General features: G+C 58.7%; 17 protein-coding genes and 1 tRNA gene. 6 read left to right on the top strand and 12 right to left on the bottom strand.

Annotated features, from left to right (window positions below; translation table 11 throughout):
* Positions 1-101 precede the first annotated feature (101 nt).
* From E5201_RS09645 to E5201_RS09635, 3 genes are all read left to right on the top strand, one after another.
* Entirely contained in the window at positions 102-1,544 is a 1,443-nt protein-coding gene (locus tag E5201_RS09645) for a S41 family peptidase (protein WP_140985814.1), read from the top strand.
* Positions 1,545-1,654: 110 nt separating this feature from the next.
* Positions 1,655-2,887, top strand: a complete 1,233-nt coding sequence (locus E5201_RS09640) for a divergent polysaccharide deacetylase family protein (protein WP_140985813.1) — start codon at positions 1,655-1,657, stop codon at positions 2,885-2,887.
* Positions 2,884-3,375 (top strand): RNA pyrophosphohydrolase, encoded by a 492-nt coding sequence (locus E5201_RS09635; protein WP_140985812.1) that lies wholly within the window; start codon positions 2,884-2,886, stop codon positions 3,373-3,375. The genes E5201_RS09640 and E5201_RS09635 overlap by 4 nt, the downstream gene beginning before the upstream one ends.
* Positions 3,376-3,380: 5 nt before the next feature.
* Here the strand turns inward: E5201_RS09635 and rimM are convergent, their stop codons facing one another.
* The 12 genes from rimM to hemC all read right to left on the bottom strand — a co-directional run bounded on the left by rimM (position 3,381) and on the right by hemC (position 15,373).
* Positions 3,381-3,911: a ribosome maturation factor RimM gene (rimM, locus tag E5201_RS09630; protein ID WP_140985811.1), complete on the bottom strand. Its 531-nt coding sequence runs from the start codon at positions 3,909-3,911 to the stop codon at positions 3,381-3,383.
* 78 nt (positions 3,912-3,989) lie between these two features.
* The gene (gene rpsP / locus E5201_RS09625) at positions 3,990-4,433 is read right to left on the bottom strand and encodes a 30S ribosomal protein S16 (protein ID WP_140985810.1); all 444 of its coding nucleotides are present in this window, start codon (positions 4,431-4,433) and stop codon (positions 3,990-3,992) included.
* A gap of 40 nt (positions 4,434-4,473) precedes the next feature.
* Positions 4,474-6,048, bottom strand: a complete 1,575-nt coding sequence (gene ffh / locus E5201_RS09620; RefSeq protein ID WP_140985809.1) for a signal recognition particle protein — start codon at positions 6,046-6,048, stop codon at positions 4,474-4,476.
* 222 nt (positions 6,049-6,270) lie between these two features.
* Positions 6,271-7,512 carry a glycosyltransferase family 4 protein gene (locus tag E5201_RS09615; RefSeq protein ID WP_140985808.1) on the bottom strand — a complete coding sequence of 414 codons (1,242 nt, stop codon included), beginning with the start codon at positions 7,510-7,512 and terminating at the stop codon, positions 6,271-6,273.
* A gap of 24 nt (positions 7,513-7,536) precedes the next feature.
* Positions 7,537-7,764 carry a hypothetical protein gene (locus E5201_RS09610; RefSeq protein ID WP_140985807.1) on the bottom strand — a complete coding sequence of 76 codons (228 nt, stop codon included), beginning with the start codon at positions 7,762-7,764 and terminating at the stop codon, positions 7,537-7,539.
* A gap of 241 nt (positions 7,765-8,005) precedes the next feature.
* Positions 8,006-9,214, bottom strand: a complete 1,209-nt coding sequence (locus tag E5201_RS09605; protein WP_140985806.1) for an LL-diaminopimelate aminotransferase — start codon at positions 9,212-9,214, stop codon at positions 8,006-8,008.
* A gap of 144 nt (positions 9,215-9,358) precedes the next feature.
* Complete coding sequence (locus tag E5201_RS09600; RefSeq protein ID WP_140985805.1) at positions 9,359-10,564, bottom strand: MFS transporter; 1,206 nt, start codon at positions 10,562-10,564, stop codon at positions 9,359-9,361.
* 277 nt (positions 10,565-10,841) lie between these two features.
* Positions 10,842-10,917, bottom strand: a tRNA-Thr gene (locus E5201_RS09595).
* Positions 10,918-11,121: 204 nt separating this feature from the next.
* Positions 11,122-12,696 carry a heme biosynthesis protein HemY gene (locus E5201_RS09590; protein ID WP_140985804.1) on the bottom strand — a complete coding sequence of 525 codons (1,575 nt, stop codon included), beginning with the start codon at positions 12,694-12,696 and terminating at the stop codon, positions 11,122-11,124.
* Positions 12,693-13,679, bottom strand: coding sequence for a COG4223 family protein (locus tag E5201_RS09585; protein ID WP_140985803.1), 987 nt, complete (start codon positions 13,677-13,679; stop codon positions 12,693-12,695). The genes E5201_RS09590 and E5201_RS09585 overlap by 4 nt, the downstream gene beginning before the upstream one ends.
* Positions 13,680-13,715: 36 nt before the next feature.
* On the bottom strand, positions 13,716-14,438 hold the full coding sequence (locus tag E5201_RS09580; protein WP_140985802.1) for a uroporphyrinogen-III synthase: 723 nt from the start codon (positions 14,436-14,438) through the stop codon (positions 13,716-13,718).
* A complete protein-coding gene (gene hemC / locus E5201_RS09575) occupies positions 14,435-15,373 on the bottom strand; it encodes a hydroxymethylbilane synthase (RefSeq protein WP_140985801.1) in 939 nt (312 codons plus the stop codon). The genes E5201_RS09580 and hemC overlap by 4 nt, the downstream gene beginning before the upstream one ends.
* A 101-nt stretch (positions 15,374-15,474) precedes the next feature.
* Here hemC and tsaD point away from each other — a divergent pair, with 101 nt between their 5' ends.
* The 3 genes from tsaD (at position 15,475) to acs (ending at position 19,709) form a co-directional block, all read left to right on the top strand.
* Positions 15,475-16,608: a tRNA (adenosine(37)-N6)-threonylcarbamoyltransferase complex transferase subunit TsaD gene (gene tsaD, locus E5201_RS09570; protein ID WP_140985800.1), complete on the top strand. Its 1,134-nt coding sequence runs from the start codon at positions 15,475-15,477 to the stop codon at positions 16,606-16,608.
* A 17-nt stretch (positions 16,609-16,625) separates the two neighbouring features.
* Positions 16,626-17,621 carry an NAD(P)H-dependent glycerol-3-phosphate dehydrogenase gene (locus E5201_RS09565; protein ID WP_140986116.1) on the top strand — a complete coding sequence of 332 codons (996 nt, stop codon included), beginning with the start codon at positions 16,626-16,628 and terminating at the stop codon, positions 17,619-17,621.
* Positions 17,622-17,762: 141 nt separating this feature from the next.
* Entirely contained in the window at positions 17,763-19,709 is a 1,947-nt protein-coding gene (acs, locus tag E5201_RS09560; RefSeq protein ID WP_140985799.1) for an acetate--CoA ligase, read from the top strand.
* The last annotated feature ends 18 nt before the right edge of the window (positions 19,710-19,727 follow it).

The raw sequence follows: 19,727 nt of genomic DNA, 5'->3' as shown, positions 1-19,727 counted from the left end.
CCTGTTTACGCCTCATTGCAGACTGTAGTATGGTCGGTCAAAGTGTCCGGTGTTTCGGGCATACAGGTAACGGAGCGGGGGCTCCGGTTTTGAGGATTTAGATGAAGAACTATCTGTTGAGTGGCATTGCTATTCTGGCTTTGAGCGCAGGCGCGGTCTCCTATGCCAGCCAGCCGGCTTTTTCGCCTAAATCCGACACCTATGAGATGCTGGAACTTTTTGGGGATGTTCTGGCGCTGGTCAAGCAGAACTATGTCGTCGAGGTCGATGACAAGAAGCTGATCGAATCGGCCCTTCAGGGCATGTTGTCCTCACTGGACCCGCATTCAGGCTATTTGCCAGCAGAAGATTATGCCGATCTTCAGGAAAAGACCAAGGGGGCCTATGGCGGTATCGGGCTTGAGGTGACGTCCGAAGACGGGGCCGTCAAGGTCGTCACCCCCATGGATGACACACCGGCCATGCGGGCGGGGCTTGAGTCCGGCGATTATATTACAGCGATCAACGGCACCAGCATTCTGGGCTTGCGCCTCAATGAGGCGGTTTCCCAGATGAAGGGTGCCCCTAGGACCGACCTGACCCTGACCATTGTGCGTGAAGGCGTCGATGAGCCGTTCGAGGTCACCCTGACGCGGGAAATCATCAATATCAAGTCCGTACGCGTGCGCATGGAAGGTGATTTCGGTTACCTGCGTATTTCCAATTTCAATGAAAACACCACGCGTGAAGCGACTGAGGCCCTGACCCAGCTTAAGGCGGAAAATCCGGCGATGAAGGGCCTGATCCTTGATCTCAGGAATAATCCGGGCGGTCTGCTCGATCAGTCAGTGGGCATTGCCGACCTGTTCCTTGAGGGCGGCGAGGTGGTCTCACAGCGCGGACGTAAGGCGTCGGATATCGTGCGCTATCAGGCCAAAAAAGGCGACATCATGGATGGCAAGCCGATTGTCGTCCTGACCAATCCCGGTTCGGCCTCGGCGGCGGAAATCGTCGCCGGTGCCCTGCAGGATCACAAGCGCGCCTCGATCGTTGGCCTGACGACCTTCGGTAAGGGGTCGGTGCAGAGCGTGGTCAATCTGGGGGATAACCGCGCGGTCAAGCTGACCATTGCGCGTTATTACACGCCTTCAGGCCGTTCGATCCAGAAGACGGGTATCGAGCCTGATCTTGAGGTGGCACAGTCCCGCGATCAGGCGAAAATCCTCGCTAACCGCGCCTTCAGCTTCTCTGAGGCCGATTATCGCAATGCGCTTGATGCTGACGAAGGCAAGAAGCGCCGCGATCCGCATGTGGTCTCCGAAGTGCCGCCCGATGATTATGACACTAAGGAAGGTGACTTCCAGCTTCAACGCGCCAAAGACGTGCTGGGCTATGGCGGCGACGTGCTGAAGGCGGCGAATAATCCCCGTGGCTTGAAGCTGGCGGCGGCGGATCTGGTGGATGAACCGGGCAAGCGTTTCCGTGACAAGGCCAAGGCACCGCTAAAGACTGAGTCCGCCAAACCGGCTGCGCCGAAACCTGAGGCAGCCGCTCCGAAGCCTTAGGCAAAATGCGCCGGACATATGCCCTGATTAGGGTTTGTTAACTATAAATTGGCAAGCTGCATCCCTATTGGATTGCGGGATTTCCCGCTGTGGAATCATCGGGTCGGGTCATGTTCACCAGAAAGAAGTTGTCGGCACTGTCGTCGTCGTCACTGGTGCGTCCATCCGGCTCTGTACAGGCTCGCCTTAGAGGTATTGGCACGCATCTGTGGGCCGGTGTGAAAAAGCCTTATGTCGCACCGCTTCTGGCTCTCGGTGTTCTGGCGGGGGCCGGTGCCTTGTTTCTGGGGCTTGCGGCCAACCCTGAGGCGGGTTCCCCCCAGATACGGGTCAATCTGGCGCGTTTTACCCCCACTGAAACCCATGCCAATGAAACCGGTGAGATGCCACTAGCTCCTTTATCGGGGGATGCGGCCTTCGGGCTTGATTCGGTAGGTATGTTTGAGGGCAGCTCAGCCAGCGGCTTTGCCTTGCAGGCCGAAGCTGGCCCTGTGGACGGCACCGCGGTGATCACCCTGCCCGATGACGGATCGCCGATCACGGTGCCTGCGCGCGGTAAACTCGCCGCCAGGCCCCTGACACCTGCGCCGATTGCCGGACTGTTTGAGCCGGGGCCGGATGGAAATTTACCGATTATCGGGGCGGATGGCCGTACGCCGTCTCAGGCCTATGCCCGTCCGTTTAAATCAAACGGCAAGCCCAGAGTGGCGCTGATTGTCGGTGGGCTGGGGCTTAATCCGGCGACGACACGGGCGGCCATTGAGCAATTGCCTGCCGAGGTGACCCTGTCCTTTGTGCCCTATGCCGACGGGTTGCAGAACTGGATCAACATGGCACGTGCGCAGGGCCATGAGGTGCTCATCGAGATGCCGATGGAGCCGGTCGATTATCCGGCGACCGATCCCGGCCCTAAGACACTGATGATCAAACAATCGGCCGATGAAACCCAGTCGCGCCTGAAATGGGTTCTGGGGCAGGCCAGTGGCTATTTCGGTGTCATCAACTATCAGGGCAGCGCCTTCCTGCGTGACAAGACGGCGGCACCGGCCTTTACTAATGCGCTTAAACTACGCGGCCTGACCTTTATCGATGACGGGCAGGGGCGTGGCCTGACAGGGGCCTGGGGGCGGGCCAGTGCTGACCGAGTCGTTGATGCTCAACTGAATGCCGCCAGCATCCAGAATCAGCTTTCGGGGCTTGAGGCGACCGCCAAAGCGCGCGGACATGCATTGGGGACAGGCTTTGCCTATCCGGTGACGCTGGCAGTGGCGATAAAATGGACGCAGGGACTGGAAGAAAAGGGGCTGCAACTTGCGCCCGCTTCGGCTATAGCACGGCCATGACCGATACGCCGCACACTGACACTCTCGATGCCTATCGCCCCAATGTGGGCATAGTGGTGTTTAACCGTGACAATCAGGTGTGGATCGGCAAGCGCTTTGGCGTCGGCGGACATTTCAGCTGGCAGTTTCCACAAGGCGGCGTCGATAAGGGCGAAGACCTTGAGGCCGCGGCACTGCGTGAACTTTATGAAGAAACCGGCATACGTTCGGTGACGCTTCTGGGGCGGACGCAGGATTGGGTGGTCTATGATTTCCCACCCGAAGTGCTGGCCAACAAAAAGATCGGCCGCAATTTCAAAGGTCAGAAGCAGATATGGTTTGCCTATCGCTTTGATGGCGAAGACACGGAAGTTGACCTTGAGGCGCACGGCGAACAGGAGTTTGAGCGCTGGGAGTGGTGCGACCTTGAGACGGTCATTGACCGTGTGGTGTCCTTTAAGCGCGACTCATACCGCACGGTCATCGGGCAGTTTCAGAACCTGATCTGAGACGATCAGGCCTCGTCTTCGGGCTTAGGATCGGCAATGACCTCTTTCGGCGGCACCACGACAACAAAGCCATCGGCAATATTCACTTCAGGCACATTTTCGCGTGTGAAGGCGAGGTAGTAGCTGGTGCCTGAGGTTGGCTGAATGTCGAGCAGGTCGCCCGCGCCGAAATTTTCGACGTTCTTGATGCGGCCATGTTTCGAACCGTCAGGATTGCGTACCTCAAGACCGATCAGGTCGGTGATATAGTAATCATCCTCATCATCAATTTCCGGCAGGTCTTCGCGTCGGACATAGAGCTTCTGGTTCTTGATGGCCTCGGCCTTGTCCTTGTCGGCAATGCCTTCGGCCCTGACGATCAGAGCGCCCTTGTGGCCGCGCGCACCGGTGATACTCAGGGCCGGTTCGCCCTTGTCGTTCAGCAGCGGATTATATTCCAGAACCGCCAGAGGGTCTTCGGTATGGCTGATGAGCTTGAACTCACCTTTGACACCAAAGGAAGCACCCACCTGTGCGACGAAAACAAGATCAGACATCTGAGACATATACCCAAAGAAAAAGGCCGGAGGCTTACGCTTCCGGCCTTAGCCTTAATTCCGTGCCGTGAAAAGCAATTAAGCTTCTGCGGCAGGGGTTTCTTCAGCAGCCGGTGCTTCTTCTGCGGCCGGTGCAGCAGCGGCTTCAGCCGCTTCCGCCTTGGCAGCAGCTTCGGCATCCAGACGGTCCTGTTCGCGTTGAGCACGTTCAGCGGCACGTTCCTGAGCCTTCTTGCCAGGCGTACCCTTTTGCGGGTTGTTGCCATGTTCCCACTTCACGAGGCCTTCCTTGGATAGGAAACGTGCCACGCGGTCGGTAGGCTGGGCGCCTTTTTTCAGCCATTCAGCAATGGCTTCGACCTTAAGGGTGACGCGTTGCTCGGAGTCCTTGGCCAGCATTGGGTTATAAGAACCCACCTTGGCGATGAACTTACCATCGCGCGGGGCGGCGGCGTCAGCAACAACGATATGATAGTAAGGGCGCTTCTTGGAGCCGCCACGCGACAGACGAATTTTCAGCATTTCAAGATCCTTAGAGTTAAGCTGTTTCGAGTGATTTCAGTTATTTCTTTTTGGGATTAAACGAGGAAGCCCCGCCTAAACCCGGAAGTCCGGGAAGCCCGCCACCACCCATGCCGGGCAGCTTGAGACCGGGGGGCATTTGACCTGCCCCCAATTGTTTGAGCCGTTCCATATCCGCAATCGGATCAGCACCGATTTCGGGGGTTTGCTGACCGAGGGATTTCCCCATCTGCTGCATCTGGGCGGCGCTGGGCATGCCCCCCATACCGCCCATGCCAAGCATCTTGGCCATATTGCCAAAGCCCTTGCCGCCGTTCTTCGACATCATCTTGAAGGCGTCGGCCATTTGACGGTGCTGTTTCAGTAGGCGGTTGATTTCGGAGACATCGACGCCGGAACCGGCGGCAATACGGCGCTTGCGCGAAGCATTGAGCAGGTCAGGTTTCTTGCGCTCTTCCTTGGTCATCGAGGTGATGATGGCCACCTGACGGGCAAAAACCTTATCGGAGATGTTCAGATCATCGATCTGCTTCTTGACCTTTTGCACGCCGGGCAGAAGGCCCATAATGCCCTGCATACCGCCCATGCGCTGCATCTGGCGCAATTGTTCGGCAAGGTCATCAAGGTCGAACTTGCCCTTAGCCAGTTTTCTGGCCATCTGTTCTGCCTTGGCGGCATCGAGTTCCTGCGCGGCCTTTTCGACCAGCGCGACCACGTCACCCTGACCCAATATGCGACCGGCGATACGGCGGGCGTCAAAGACATCCAGCGCATCAACTTTTTCGCCCGAGCCGGTGAACTTGATCGGCAAGCCCGTAACGGCGCGCATGGACAGCATGGCACCGCCGCGGCCATCACCGTCAACGCGGGTCAGGATCAGGCCGGTCAGGGGCAGGCGCTCATGGAAGGCCGTCGCGGTACGCACCGCGTCCTGACCGGTAAGCGAGTCCGCCACAAGGAAGGTTTCAACCGGTGTGGCGATTTTGGCGATTTCCGCCGCTTCGCTCATCAGGGCTTCATCAAGCGTGGTGCGACCGGCGGTATCAAGGATCAGGACGTCAAAGCCCTGAAGCTTTGCCGACTGAAGGGCGCGCTTGGTGATCTCGACGGCACTTTGTCCGGCGATGATAGGTAAGGTGGCGACCTCGATCTGCTCACCCAGCAGGCGCAATTGCTCCTGCGCCGCCGGACGGCGGGTGTCGAGCGAGGCCATCATGACCTTCTTGCGGTCAAACTTCGTCAGACGCAGGGCCAGCTTGGCGGAAGATGTGGTCTTACCCGAGCCCTGTAAACCGGCCATCAGGATGACGGCGGGCGGGGTGGCATTGAGATTGATCGGTGTAGGCTCTTCGCCGCCCAGCATGTCGATCAGACCGTCATAGACGACCTTAACGACCTGATCAGCAGGCTTAACGGCCTTGATGATCGCTTCGCCGGTGGCCAGCTCTCGGGCCTTGGTCATGAACTGACGCACGACCGGCAAGGCGACATCGGCATCAAGGAGGGCGACACGCACTTCGCGCAGCGCTTCGTCAACGTCCTTCTCAGTGAGGACGCCGCGTCCGCCCAGACGGTCAAACAGACCGGATAAGCGTTCATTCAGCGTGTCGAACATGGCTTTCCTTCTTAAGTCGGGTCTTTGGATCAATAGTTCGGGCTATTTTACAAAACAAAAACACCCCGTGAGCGCAACGCGCCGACGGGGAGCCTCTCGATCCCCGTCCGATTCCAGATGATCGGGGTTGTGATCGCAGAGGTTTGCTACGTAAAAAGCCCTGATAAGGCTTTAGAGGCGGCCTATCTGCCCGTTTTGCCCCAAAGAGTCAAGTCAATGGCCCTAAAGCCATGAATTGAAGGGCAGGGGTGCAAGGGCTTCAGATGACCATGCGGCGTTCACCTGATTGGAAACCGCGCGCGCCGCATCGCCCAGACGCTGGCGTAAGGCCGCATCGGTGCATAAGTGATACAAGGCCTGCGCTGCCTCGTCAGTATCGGCCTCGGCCCAGACCTGATCGGCATCCGGTTTGACCGCGCTATAGGCCCCGTCGGCATCGTCAAGCGGGATCAACTTATAGCGGATCAGCCGCGCATTTTCCGGCGTCATGAAATCTGTATTACCTGACCAGTTTGTGGCCATCACCGGCACGCCTGCCTGCATGGCCTCAGACAGGCTAAGGCCAAAGCCTTCCGAGCGATGCAGGGACACAAGCACGTCAAACGAGGCGGCAAAGCGTCCCATATCGACATCCGACAGGCGCTCGGTAAACAGGCGGATGTCCGGACGCTGACTGGTCAGGGCCTCAAGACGGGTGCGGGTCGCAAGATCGTCGCTGAGGTCCTGCACCTTTAAGGTCAGGCGGCGTTGCGTGCCAGGAACAGGAAAGGCTTTGGTCCATGCCGCAATGACGGCCCAGGGGTTTTTGCGGGCGGCTGAAGATTTGGCGTCAAACAGGCTAAGGATTTCGCAAGTCTCAGGCGACAGGCCAAAGGCTGCGCGATCGGCTTTGACGGGTGGTTGTGGTGCGGGATGCGGCATGACCCGCAGCCGCTCAACACACTGGTCGGCCCCATACGCCACAAAGGCACGCGCCAGCGCATCGCGCACAAAGCGGCTGGGCACCCAGATTTCATGAAAATAGGCGGCCAGCCACACCCAGTATTCCGGAGCCTTGGGGGTTTCCCACGCCCAAAACCCGATGCGATAGCGCTCTGACCATTGATCCGGTGTATGGCTGAGCAGGGCGACCAGCGCTTCTGGGGCATTGGCGTGGATCAGCCACACGCCGCCGTTTTTGCCGGGTAATTGCGCCTTCTGATCCCTGATGTGGCCAAAGCAGGGGCGTATGTCATGCCGGTGAACGGGGTAGCCTGCGGCCTCAAGTGCCTGTGCCGTAAGTTGACCCGCGCGGCCTACACCAATGCTTTCGTTAAAAAAGCCCGAGACGGTAAAAGGGCCGCATTTAGGTTGAGCGGATGTGGCCTTAGTCCAGTGCCTTGCCCGCCATCTGCCGATCAGGCCCAGTGTGCCGTGAATAAGCGGCAGGCGATAACGAAGCGGCAGGGCCTTGATGAGCGACATAAGATCCCTTGTGTCGGGTTGGGCCTAAAGCCCCAGCCAGCGACGACGTTGTGACCAGTAGGACTGAAACTGCTCCGCCAGACCCTGATCCTCAAAGGTCACGACCTTGATGTGCGGGTCGCCCTGAGTGTCAGAATGCATAGAAATGGCGTCGGCATCGTCAACAGCGGCGGCTTCGACAAACTTGAAGAAGGCACCAAAAAAGGCGTCCTGTTCAGAGTCGCTGGTTAGGTCGAACTGCAGACTGACCACGGTTAATCCTTTTTCATCACCAAACTTATGTACAACAGGTCTGGAATGCCTGTTTCAATCGAAACTATTGCGCTGCACAATAAGGCGAGTGAAGCGCATATGAACCTTCGAGTCAAACCATCCTGCAAAAAATCTGCCAGATGGGTGTGTCACATCTTAGTGTGTGGCAAGAAAATGACGGCAAGTCCGTAAACTTGCCGTCATGGTATTAGATATGTAAAATCAATTAATTATAAGCGGTTTAGTCTGCGTCGTCAGCCAGCTTCGCCCCTGCGGTAACCGGTTGCAACAATTTTTTGATATTGCGGGCCGCCTGACGGATGCGATGTTCGTTTTCCACAAGGCCGATACGCACATAGCCTTCGCCGTATTCGCCGAATCCCAGACCGGGTGCAACCGCGACATGGGCTTCTTCGATCAGTAGCTTGGCAAATTCAATAGACCCCAGATGCTGGAACTTGTCCGGGATTTTGGCCCAGGCGAACATTGAGGCCGGGGGCGGCGGAATATCCCAACCGGCACGCTTCATCGAACTGATGAGTACGTCGCGGCGTGACTTATACATGTTGCGGATTTCCTCAACATTATCCTGAGGGCCGTTAAGCGCCGCCGCTGCCGCAACCTGAATCGGAGCAAACCCGCCGTAATCAAGGTAGGATTTGACGCGCGCCAAAGCGGCACAAATTTCCGAATTACCGACGACCATACCCACGCGCCAGCCAGCCATGGCATAGGTTTTTGACAGGGAGTTGATCTCGACCGAACGCTTGATCGCCCCCTCGACCTGAAGGATCGACGGCGGCGGGTTGTTGTCGAAATAGATTTCCGAATAGGCGATGTCCGAAAGCACGATCAGGTCGTGCTTTTCGGCGATGCGGATGACTTCCTTGTAGAAATCAAGATCGACCCATTGCGCCGTTGGGTTGGACGGATAGGAAACGATCAGCACCGAAGGGGTTGGCACCGAATGCTTTACGGCCTTTTCAATACCCGACAGATATTCCTCAGGCGAGAGGGCCGGAACGTGACGGATCACGCCGCCTGCCATCAGGAAACCGAAAGCATGGATCGGATAGGCCGGATTGGGACAGATGACCGTATCGCCCGGCGCGGTAATAGCCATGGCGAGGTTGGCAAAGCCTTCCTTGGACCCAAGGGTTGCGACCACTTCGGTGTCGGGATTGAGCTTCACGCCATAGCGGCGGTCATAATAACCGGCCATGGCCTTACGCAGACCCTGAACGCCCTTGGATACAGAATAGCCGTGGGTCTTGGGCTTTTTGACGGTTTCGACCAACTTATCGACAATGTGCGGTGCGGTCGGCATGTCGGGATTGCCCATACCAAAGTCGATAACGTCGGTGCCCGCCGCTCGCAGTCGTGCCTTTACCTTGTTGACTTCTTCGAAGACATAGGGGGGCAGACGACGAATTCTGTAAAAATCACGCATGGCGAAACCGGTTTATCGGCCTTTCTGATGGGGTCACACAGAGGTCACCATGACCGCTGCGGAATGGCTCATATGGCGCATTGTGAGTCGTTTGTCATCCCACGAACGCAGCCTTATTCGGAAATTTTTGCGTCTTATGGAAAATTATTTCCCTGCGCGGCGGTGGCGAGCTTCAAGCATGGCCATGACCCAGATGGCGAACCCGCCAAGCGTGAGGATAACACCCACCGTGCCTGAGCTTTCATAGCCATAGCCTCTGGTGATGACCAGACCGGCGACAAACGGGCCAAGCGCATTGGCGAAGTTAAAGGCCGAGTGATTAAGTGCCGCCGCAAGGGTCTGAGCCTCACCTGCGACATCCATCAGCCGCGTTTGCAGGATAATCCCAAGCCCGCCCCCACCGCCGATCAGAAACACGACAATGCTGATGAGCCAGACATTGTGGGCGGTAAACGGATAGAGCGCCAGAGTGGCAGCGCTCCACAGCAGGACAAAACCGGCGGCCTTAAGCTGGAATTTGTCCCCAAGCCAGCCGCAGGCCAGCGTGCCCGCCGTCATACCTGCACCGAATATGGCCAGTACAACCGGTACAAAGGCGTCCCTGACCTCAGTGACATAAAGCAGGGTAGAGGCGACATAGGTATAGACGGCGAACATGCCGCCGAAGCCGATCGCGCCGATGCCGAGGATCAGCCACACACGCCCGTTCCTCAGGGCGTCCAGTTCCCGCAAGGGCGTGGCGTCTTTTTGGGCGGCATCATGCGGGGCGTAGCGCCAGATGAGTATCATGGTCAGTACCGACAGGGCCGTGACAAGGCCGAAGCCAGAGCGCCAGCCGACGGCCTGACCGATCCAGTTGGCGGCCGGGACGCCGATAATGGTGGCAATGGTCAGCCCGAGCATGATGCGGGCCACGGCCTGACCGCGTTTGTCCTGAGGCACGACAGCGGCGCCAGCCAGAGCGGCGACCCCGAAATAGGCACCGTGCGGCAGACCGCTCAGGAAACGAAACGCCATCAGCGACACATAATCATGCGCCAGAGCGCTCAGGAGGTGGGCGATGGCAAAGAACAGCATCAGGCCGATCAGCAGATATTTGCGTGAATAGCGTGCGCCCATCACGGCAATTGCCGGTGCCCCCAGCACAACCCCCAGCGCATAGGCGCTGATGACGTGTGAAGCCTTGGACGGATCGATACTCAGATCGTCCGAAAAATAGGGCAGCAGGCTCATGGTGGCGAATTCGGTCGTGCCAATGGCAAAACTGCCCATGGCCAGTGCAAAAAGAACAACGCCGGGACGGACTGTGCCTGAGCGTATCGGTTTCGGTGCGGAACCGGTGACGGTCATAGGGGGAGGGCTTTCTTATTTTTGCAGCCACAGACGTGCCGCACACACAAAATAGATAGCCGGTCTTATAGCCGAGGATTCGTAAGAAAGTGAGGGTGATTGCGCTCACATATTGTTGCGGGGGTGGAGGATGCAGGCTGTCGCGAGCGGAAACTTCCGGGCAGAGCGAGGCAAGCACGACCGTGCGCCGTGCCTTATGGCGCGCCCTCGCTGAGCGGTGAGCCAATAACGCAGGAGACCAGCCTGTGCGGCGAACATAAGCGTGAGCGGAAAATAATGGTGCCGCTTAGGTGACTCGAACACCTGACCCCCTCATTACGAATGAGGTGCTCTACCGGCTGAGCTAAAGCGGCACTTCTAATGGGCATATAAGAAAACGCCCGTCCGGTTCGGAGGGCGTTTCTTTACAGTCTGATTATCGGCTTGCCAAGCGGTTTTTGACTTTATTTCAGACGCGCATCTTGGTCCCAAAAGCGCTCCCCACTTTTTGGGATGCCTGATTTTTTCAGACGCGCATCTTAATCCAAAAAGTGCTTCCCACTTTTTGGGATGCGCTTTTATTTTGCAGGCTTGCGGCGGGCGCGGGGTTTTGGTGCGGGCAAGGTGGAGGCAGCGGCTTCGTCAAGCTCCTGACCGGTGATGGCGGCATCAAAGCCGTCGGCATCTTCGAAGCTCACCGGCGGGTCGTCGGTGGGCACGGCAGCAACGGAGGCATCACGCACAGGCATCTTACGCGGCGCGGATTTGACAAACGGCATGGACGGCACATAGCGTGTCGGCAGATCAGGCACGTCCGCAAGTGTCGCCTCGCCACGCTCAAGGCGCGGATGGGCCAATGTACCGGTTTCGGCATAGGTGGTCACCACCGTCGTCCAGTCCGCAGGGCTGTAGGCAAAGGCCTTACCTTCGGCATCAAGATCAGACCAGTCGGCTTCGGGACGGGCTGCGGCGGCACGCACCACCCAGTCACGCGCCGCATCGGGTTCCCCGCTGGCCAGTGCGGCCTTGGCCATCAGACCGGCCAGACGGCGGGTCAGCTTGTCGTCAGACAGTTCCGGCTCAAGGCGGGCGACGGCCTGTTCGATTTCGGCCTTGTCGTGGCCCAGAACAGCGCGCTCAACCTGCAAAAGCTGGCTCTCGCGGTGAGACGGGTTGCGATCAATTATGCCCTGAAGGCGACGGGCGCGTTCTTTGGGCGTTTCGGCGCTGACAAGATCGCGGTAGGCGAGCCAGATGGCTGGATGCGGGGCGGCAGCATAGGCCGATTCCAGCACGTCTTCGGCGCGGCCCAGCTTTTTGTTGGCCACCAGAAGGCGGGCGGCGAGCACGGCGGCAGGCGTAAACATCGGCTGAAGCTTGGCGGCGCGTACGGCATAATCAAGCGCCTGCTCACGCATTTGCGCCTCATCCGAGGTCTCAAGCTGGGCGGCAGAGGCGGCCATAAGGGCGGCACGGGCGCGTTCGGAAAAGACCGGTGACACCAGTTTGCGCGCCAGAGCCCCTTCGACCAGATCAAGCGCTTCGGCCCATTCACCGGCGACGATGCGGGCTTCAAACAGGGCGTTAAACGCCCACATCGGTGGTTTGGCCTGATTATAGGCCTCAGACGCCAGACGTGTGGCCTCGGTGCGATCACCGGTCGCCAGCGCCAGATGGGTCAGGCCGCGCAGGCCCGCCAGTTTAAGCTCGGGCACGCTCAGCATGGCCTGATAAGCGGCACGGGTGGCGGTTTCGTCTTTGGCGGTTTCGGCGGCCATGGCCCCTAAAATGCGCACCAGAGCGACATTATCATAAAGATCGACGGCCTTCAGCGCTGAGCGGCGGGCTTCGGCACCGTCACCGGATGCCACCGCCAGAAAGCCACGCGTGATGATTTCTTCGCCCTGACGGCGGCGGGTGGCGGCGCGTTTACGCTCGGCCCGCTGCGGCGAGCGTGACAGCCACAGGGCCAGTTGCCAGAAGGCGACGGCGAAAAAGGCCAGCACCCCGATCAGTATGACCACAGCCGAGGCCGAGGTATCAATCCGGTACCCAAGCCACATAAGGCTGGCCTGACCGGCGTCACCGGTGAAACCGATAGCAATGGCGATAAGCGCAATAATGCCTAACAGAATAAGGGCGGTACGGATCACAGGCTGCCCTCCGGTGCCGGTGAGGCATAGGTGTTCGTCGCGTAATTGACCTGACTGAGGCGGCTTAAGGCCTCAACGGCGACGCGGCGGGTCAGCTGATCGACCTGAACGCGTTGTTCGGCGCGGTCGAGCCAGGGCTTGAGGGCGTCCTGCGCGGCAGGCGGCAGGGTTTTCAGATGGGCAATGGCTCCGGGCAGGTCGCCTTCGTCAATGCGGGCCTGCGCATGGATAAGCACGGCTTCGGCACCTTTGGCCGTGGACGGGTCAATGCTGCGGATGGTCAACAGGCGACCGAACAGATTGCCGAGGCGATCGAGAAAGCCGTTCTCAGTTGCCGGTCGCGCGACGGCCTGCGCCCGTGCGGCATAGGCCGGAAACTCAACCGCCAGTGTCACTTCGCTTGTGACGCCTTTCTGCGCCAGAGGCCGCAGAGGCGCAATCAGTGAGGTATCGGTCAGGCTTTTTTCAACGTCGGCCAGTTCGCTCAGGAATGGTTGTGAACTTTTGGCGGCCTGTTGCAGACCCGAAGCGGCGGTGGCAGCGGCAGCGGCCTGAACCATCAGGCGCTGATTGGCCTCAAGGCGGTCAACACGCGCACTCAGGCTGCCGTAGCCAGTATCGGAATAAAGACGCTGGCCAAAGCCTGAGGCGTCACTGCTGGCGACAGGCGGATTGGCCTTAAGGGCGTTCAGTTCGGCCTCAAGACGGGCAATTTGCTCATCACGCGGGTCGGCCTGGGGCTCAGGCGCTGTGGTCTGGGCTTGGGTCTGGGCTTGGGCTGGTGCGCTGACGGCGGCCACATCGGTTTTCGCCCGTTGCTCCTTGAAGACGGCAAAGCTCATAAAGGCAATGCCCAGAAGCACAAACAAAAGCGGGATGGCGACGGCAATCATCAACGGGCCGCGCGCCCATTTTTCCTTTTGCGGGCTATCCGTGTCCGGCAGGCTGGAGAGGGTGAGGTCGTCTTTGGTTTCGTCTGTCATCTGAAGGCGTCTGTCCGTTGAACCCTGCCATGTGGCTTATAAACCGATCCGCTCCAGCATAGAGGTTTCGCTGGGGTGGTCGGCGATATCTATGTGTATGCCCAAGCCTGAAATATTTCCAGTGCTCAAATCAAGCGATCTCTGCAAACCTTTGGCGAAGTTCAGGGCGGCGGCTTCGGAGATGCAGATTACGCGCAGAGTGTTAGAAAGCGGTTTATCCATCAGAGCCTGCCCGATGAGGGTGGCGGCACGGGGCGAGTGGATCAGGACATGGCTGATGTCGCCCAGACGCTGAAGGGCGGTTTCAGGTTGCCGCGCAACCGTGCGGTAAAAGGGGATTTGCATGAAGCGAAAGCCCGCCTCAGCCAGTGCACCGGCAATATCACGGGCAGGGGTTTCTGGCCCCGCATATAGATAATGGCCTGCCGGATTGCCGGTTTTGATAATAAGACGGCTGAGGTCGCCGCCGTCGCCATTGGCATCATGAATATGCTGAAAACCGGCACTGCGGGCAGCTTCTGCCGTGGCCGTGCCGACCGCCCAGACCGTCAGGGCGCGGATCGTGTGTCGGGCGCAAAAGGCCGTAACTCCGTTGGGGCTGGTGAAGATGATGTCGGTGAAATCGGACACATCGACAGCGGCGGCAATTGGTTCGACCACCAGCACCGGGTCGGTCAGGCTGGCATAGCCCCGTGCTTTCAGCTTTTCAGCCGTGGTTTCAGCCGCGGGAAGGGTGCGACTGATCCAGTAAAGCATCATGCCACAATAAGCCGGTCACCGGCTTCTTCACGGATGGAGTGGCCGAGCCTGAGCCCCAGGGCGTGCGCGGTTTGCGGCGTCGGGTTTGCAAGCGTTTCACGGCGTTGCCAGCGCGTCTGACCATCAGCGGTCAGGGCTTCGACAAACAAGGATAAAGTATCGCCGTCGATTTTGGCATAGGCTCCAACCGCCGTACGGCACGACGCCTCAAGCGCTTCTAAGGCGCCACGTTCGGCCAGAATGCGCAGATGGGTTTCGGGGTGGTGCAATTTGCTGATCCAGTCCTGATTGAGGTCTGCGGTACGGCATTGCACGGCCAGAGCGCCCTGACCCGGCGCATTGGGGAACAGGTCAGGGTCGATATAAGAGCGGATACGCTCTTCGAGACCGAGGCGTTTCAAACCCGCCGCCGCCAGCAAAAGGGCGTCGCAGTCACCGGCCTCAAGTTTTTTCAGGCGCGTATCGACATTGCCCCGGATCATCACGACCTCAAGGTCGGGACGAGCCGCCAGAGCCTGTGCCTGACGGCGCATGCTGGCGGTGCCGAGTTTCGCACCCTTCGGCAGGTCCGCAAGGGTTTGATAGTTCACGCTGACAAAGGCGTCACGCGGGTCTTCGCGGACGGGAATGGCGCACAGGCTCAGGCCCGGTACGTCTTCGGCAGGCATGTCCTTGAGCGAATGGACGGCAACATCGACATCGCCGTTCAAAAGGGATTCTTCAATTTCCTTGGTGAACAACTGCTTGCCACCGGCTTCGATCAGGCGGCGATCCTGAATGCGGTCACCCTGTGTGACGATAATTTTCAGGGGCGCGATTTCGTCGGCCCGGACGGGATCATAGCCTAAGGCTGCCGTAATACGCCTCTGGACCCAGCCGCATTGGGTGGTTGCCAGTTTTGAGCCGCGGGTTCCGATTTTAAGCAGGTGTGTCATGAGACTGTTTGTAGTTTTTCGTCAAAAGCCTTGCAAGCCTCTTGACGTGTGACCATTTGACCGTTTGTGTCGCGGCAGTTTTTACGGAGCGTCCCCCACACATGACCCTATGCGTTCTCGGAGTCGAATCAAGCTGTGACGAAACCGCCGTGTCGGTGGTGCGCCGCGACGCTGACGGACGTGTAGAGGTGGTGTCTTCGGTCATCCATTCTCAGGTCGTCAAACATGCGGTCTATGGCGGTGTGGTGCCGGAAATCGCTGCGCGCAGCCATGTGGAGACCATCGATGATCTGGCGCGGCTGGCGCTTGAGCAGGCGGCGAATAAGGGCGTAACCGCAGATGATCTGGATGCCGTGGCCGCGACGTCGGGGCCGGGCCTGATCGGCGGGGTCATGGTGGGCTTGTCATTTGCCAAGGGCTTTGCCTTTGCCCGTAACCTGCCGCTGATCGGTGTCAATCATCTTGAAGGCCATGCCCTTTCCGTGCGGCTGACCGAAGATGTGGCCTTTCCGTTTTTACTGTTGCTGGTGTCAGGTGGCCATTGTCAGTTGCTGGCTGTGCGCGGTGTCGGGGATTACCAACGCCTCGGGACGACCATAGATGATGCCGCCGGTGAGGCTTTCGACAAGATCGCCAAGACGCTGGGGCTGGGCTATCCGGGAGGACCGGCCCTTGAGCGTGAGGCCGTGACCGGAGATGCCACGCGATTTGAACTGCCGCGTGCGCTTCTCGGCCGTAAGGATTGTGATTTTTCGTTTTCGGGTCTGAAAACCGCTGCGGCCAGGGTGGCGATGGAGCAAGTGAAGACGCCTCAGGATCGGGCCGATCTCTGCGCTTCGGTACAGGCGGCGATCACGCGCCAGTTGTCCGAGCGCTCGGAGCGGGCGATGAAGCTGTTCAAGGACATGACCGGTGCGGAACGGCCTGCCTTTGTTGTGGCCGGTGGTGTCGCGGCCAATAAGACGGTTCGGGCGCGGTTAACCCAATTGGCCGAGGCCAATGGATTCCGCTTTGTTGCCCCGCCGCTTGAATGGTGCACGGACAATGCCGCGATGATTGCGCTGGCGGGGCTTGAGCGCTTTGCGCTGTTGCGTGAAGAAGCCGGTTTCAATGCGGCGGATTTTCGCAAGGAGTCGTTGAAAACCGTGGCCCGTCCGCGTTGGCCCCTTGACGAGGACAGGGCGATCAGCGCACCCATACATAAAAAGTCAGGACGTAAGGGGGCCAAGGCGTGAGCCGGTTCAAATCTGCCATACCATTTTTATCGGTCGGGGTTATTGGTGCAGGCGCATGGGGCACGGCTCTGGCGCAGGTGGCGGCGCGGGCCGGTCGTGAGGTATTGCTTCAGGCACGTGAGCCTGAAGTGGTTGAAAGCATCAACCGCGATCACCTGAACAGCCTTTATTTACCCGATGTGCCGCTTGAGGCTGCCGTGAAGGCGACGGCGGACGTCGCAGACCTGAAGGACTGTGACCTGATCCTTGCGGTGCCGCCCGCCCAACATATGCGTGCGACGCTTACCGCCTTCAAACCCTATCTGCGTGAGGGCGTGCCGGTAGTGCTCTGTGCCAAGGGCATTGAACGCGGCACGGACGACCTGATGAACGAGGTCATGGCCGAAATCCTGCCGGGTGTGCCGTCTGCGGTGCTGTCGGGGCCAAGCTTTGCCGCCGAAGTGGCGCGGAACCTGCCGACCGCAGTGACGCTGGCCTGTCATGAGCCTGACCTCGGGGCGCGCATTTCGACCACACTGGCTACGGCGACCTTCCGGCCCTATCTGATTGATGACATGACCGGTGCCGAGGCCGGTGGCGCGCTGAAAAACGTGTTGGCCATTGCCTGCGGCATCAGCGAAGGCAAGGGACTGGGGCGCAGCGCTCATGCCGCCCTGATTACACGCGGCTTTGCCGAGATGGTGCGTTTTGCTGAGGCGTTGGGGGCAAAGTCCGAAACCTTGTCGGGGCTGTGCGGGCTTGGGGATCTGGTGCTGACCTGTTCATCGCCACAGTCGCGTAACATGTCAGTCGGCCTGGCGCTCGGTCGCGGTCTGACGCTGGCTCAGGCGCTTGAGGGCAAGATTTCCGTGGCCGAAGGGGTCGAATCGGCACCGGCAGTGCGCCACTTAGGGGAGCGATTGGGAGTTGACCTGCCGATCTGTAATGCCGTGGCCGCTATTCTGGCCGGTGAGGTCAGTGTCGATAAGGCGATCGGTGAACTGATGACGCGTCCGCTCAAGACCGAGCGCTAATTTACCTACTGTGATCACATTTTGCTGAACGGTGCGTTTTAAATATAATATTTGCAATTGGTCCTATCGACTTTGGTTGCGTCAGGGGCGTATGCTGGTCTCAAATTTTTAATAATAAAAACTTTGAGGACGCCCGCTACTATGACTGATGCCACGCTTTATCCCGTGCCAGCACACTATCCCCGTGAGAACAGCCTGACAAAATCGGGCCTTCAGGCGCAGCATGATTTGCTGAAAACGGATCCTGATGCCCATTGGCGAAATATCGGGAATTTGCTCGATTGGACATTACCATTTACCCAGACTAAGGACGTCTCGTTTAACCGCGATGATTTCCGCATCCGCTGGTTTGCCGATGGGACACTGAATGTCACCGTCAACTGTATTGACCGGCATCTGCCGCAACGGGCCGATCAGGTTGCCTTTATCTTTGAGGGCGATGATCCGTCGGTGTCCTATAATGTCACCTATACCCAGCTATCGCGTGAGGTAAACCGTCGCGCCAATCTGCTGAAAAAATATGGCGTTAAAAAAGGGGATCGCGTCACCATCTATCTGCCTATGGTGCCGGAGGCGGCCTATTTCATGCTGGCCTGCGCGCGCATCGGGGCGGTGCATTCCGTGGTGTTTGGCGGTTTCTCGCCCGACAGTCTGGCGGGACGCATACTTGATTGTAAGTCTGAATATCTGATCACCACCTGCGAAGGTGTGCGCGGTGGCAAGAAAATTCCACTTAAAATGAATGCCGATCTGGCGTTGTTGCAGTGCCCCGATGTCAAGACGGTGTTTGTTACCTCTAAGGATCGCAAGTTCCTGACGCATGGCGGGCGCGACATCTCGATCTATGATGAGGTCGAGGCCATGAGCGACGTCTGCGAACCGGAAGTGATGAACGCCGAAGACCCGCTGTTTATCCTCTATACCTCAGGTTCTACGGGTAAGCCGAAGGGCGTTTTGCATACGACCGGCGGTTATCTGGCGTGGGCGACCTATACGTTTAAAACCGTGTTTGATTACCATGAGGGCGACATCTATTGGTGTACCGCCGATGTCGGCTGGGTCACAGGCCATTCCTATGTAGTCTATGGGCCTCTGGCGGCGGGGGCGACCTCGCTGATCTTTGAAGGCGTACCGAACTATCCGACCGTCAGCCGTTTCTGGGAGGTGATCGACAAGCATAAGGTCACGACCTTCTACACGGCCCCAACCGCTATCCGTGCCCTGATGCGCGAAGGTGAAGAGCCCGTGACAAAGACCTCACGGTCCTCGCTTCGCCTGTTGGGCAGTGTCGGGGAACCGATCAACCCCGAAGCGTGGAACTGGTATCACCGCGTGGTCGGTAACGGCAATTGCCCGATCGTCGATACCTGGTGGCAGACCGAAACCGGCGGGCATCTGATTACGCCGGTGCCGGCCGCCGTTGATCTTAAGCCCGGTTCGGCAAGCCTGCCGCTTCCCGGGGTTGTGGCCGTTCTGGTTGATGCCGAGGGCAAGGAACTTGAGGGGGCCGTTGAGGGCAATCTCTGTATTGCCGATTCATGGCCCGGTCAGATGCGCTCGATCTATGGCGATCATCCGCGTTTCATTGAGACCTATTTCTCGACCTATCCGGGCAAATATTTCACCGGTGACGGGGCACGGCGTGACGAAGACGGCTACTTCTGGATCACCGGACGTGTGGATGACGTGCTGAATGTCTCCGGTCACCGTCTGGGAACGGCCGAGGTAGAAAGTTCTCTGGTCGCGCATCCTGATGTCGCCGAAGCCGCCGTGGTTGGCTATCCGCACGATATCAAGGGGCAGGGCATCTATTGCTTTGTTACGCTGGTTAAGGGTGTACAGGGCACAGAAGAATTGAAAAAAGCCTTGCGTGACCATGTGCGCCGTGACATCGGGCCGATTGCTTCACCGGACGTGCTTCAGTGGGCGCCGGGTCTGCCGAAAACGCGTTCAGGCAAGATCATGCGGCGTATCCTGCGTAAGATTGCCGAAGGACAGCCGGAAGCGCTGGGAGATATCTCTACCCTTGCCGATCCGTCGGTGGTCGCTGATCTTGTTGAAGGGGCGGGCCTTAAGGTAACTGTCTGATTGTTGATCAGGGGCGCG

Source organism: Asticcacaulis tiandongensis (assembly GCF_006475605.1).
Lineage (GTDB): Bacteria > Pseudomonadota > Alphaproteobacteria > Caulobacterales > Caulobacteraceae > Asticcacaulis > Asticcacaulis tiandongensis.
Note: the sequence above shows the minus strand (reverse complement) of the source record. Positions and strands in the feature narration are given on the sequence as shown.

Coding starts and splice junctions, on each gene's coding strand:
- E5201_RS09645 (WP_140985814.1), top strand. CDS start 102: ATGAAGAACTATCTGTTGAGTGGCATTGCTATTCTGGCTTTGAGCGCA.
- E5201_RS09640 (WP_140985813.1), top strand. CDS start 1,655: ATGTTCACCAGAAAGAAGTTGTCGGCACTGTCGTCGTCGTCACTGGTG.
- E5201_RS09635 (WP_140985812.1), top strand. CDS start 2,884: ATGACCGATACGCCGCACACTGACACTCTCGATGCCTATCGCCCCAAT.
- rimM (WP_140985811.1), bottom strand. CDS start 3,911: ATGTCTGATCTTGTTTTCGTCGCACAGGTGGGTGCTTCCTTTGGTGTC.
- rpsP (WP_140985810.1), bottom strand. CDS start 4,433: ATGCTGAAAATTCGTCTGTCGCGTGGCGGCTCCAAGAAGCGCCCTTAC.
- ffh (WP_140985809.1), bottom strand. CDS start 6,048: ATGTTCGACACGCTGAATGAACGCTTATCCGGTCTGTTTGACCGTCTG.
- E5201_RS09615 (WP_140985808.1), bottom strand. CDS start 7,512: ATGTCGCTCATCAAGGCCCTGCCGCTTCGTTATCGCCTGCCGCTTATT.
- E5201_RS09605 (WP_140985806.1), bottom strand. CDS start 9,214: ATGCGTGATTTTTACAGAATTCGTCGTCTGCCCCCCTATGTCTTCGAA.
- E5201_RS09600 (WP_140985805.1), bottom strand. CDS start 10,564: ATGACCGTCACCGGTTCCGCACCGAAACCGATACGCTCAGGCACAGTC.
- E5201_RS09585 (WP_140985803.1), bottom strand. CDS start 13,679: ATGACAGACGAAACCAAAGACGACCTCACCCTCTCCAGCCTGCCGGAC.
- E5201_RS09580 (WP_140985802.1), bottom strand. CDS start 14,438: ATGATGCTTTACTGGATCAGTCGCACCCTTCCCGCGGCTGAAACCACG.
- hemC (WP_140985801.1), bottom strand. CDS start 15,373: ATGACACACCTGCTTAAAATCGGAACCCGCGGCTCAAAACTGGCAACC.
- tsaD (WP_140985800.1), top strand. CDS start 15,475: ATGACCCTATGCGTTCTCGGAGTCGAATCAAGCTGTGACGAAACCGCC.
- acs (WP_140985799.1), top strand. CDS start 17,763: ATGACTGATGCCACGCTTTATCCCGTGCCAGCACACTATCCCCGTGAG.